Below are 627 nucleotides of genomic sequence, written 5' to 3' on the forward strand. Positions count from 1 at the left end.
GTCAGTGATCTGCACCAGGAGTTGGTGCGCTACAACCTGGTGGTCTGGACGGCCGGAAACGTCTCCGCCCGGGTTCCGGGTGCTGATCTGTTCGTCATCAAGCCCAGCGGGGTCGACTACGAGCAGTTGACTCCCGCGAACATGATCGTGTGTGACCTGGACGGCGCGGTGGTGGAGGGCGGCGGCCTGTCGCCGTCGTCGGACACCGCGGCGCACGCGTACGTCTACCGCAACATGCCCGAGGTCGGGGGTGTGGTGCACACGCACTCGACGTACGCGTGCGCGTGGGCGGCCCGCGGTGAGGCGGTGCCGTGCGTGCTGACCGCGATGGCCGACGAGTTCGGCGCCGAGATACCGGTGGGGCCGTTCGCGCTGATCGGTGACGACTCGATCGGGCGCGGCATCGTCGGGACGCTCAAGGGTCACCGCTCGCCCGCGGTGCTGATGCGGAACCACGGGGTCTTCACCGTCGGCAAGGACGCCCGTGCGGCGGTGAAGGCCGCGGTGATGTGCGAGGACGTCGCGCGCACGGTGCACATCTCACGGCAGTTGGGCGATCCGCTGCCGATCGCGGACGCGGACATCGACCGGCTCTACGACCGCTACCAGAACGTCTACGGCCAGCCC

Annotated in this window: 1 protein-coding gene; it reads left to right on the top strand. The window is 69.1% G+C overall.

Features of this window, described 5'->3' with window-relative positions; all coding sequences use genetic code 11:
• Positions 1–627, top strand: a 627-nt coding sequence (locus JT723_RS34670) for an L-ribulose-5-phosphate 4-epimerase (RefSeq protein WP_205048882.1), incomplete at both ends; no start/stop codon positions are given.

The organism is Actinacidiphila bryophytorum (genome assembly GCF_016916835.1).
In the GTDB taxonomy this organism is placed as follows: Bacteria; Actinomycetota; Actinomycetes; order Streptomycetales; family Streptomycetaceae; genus Actinacidiphila; species Actinacidiphila bryophytorum.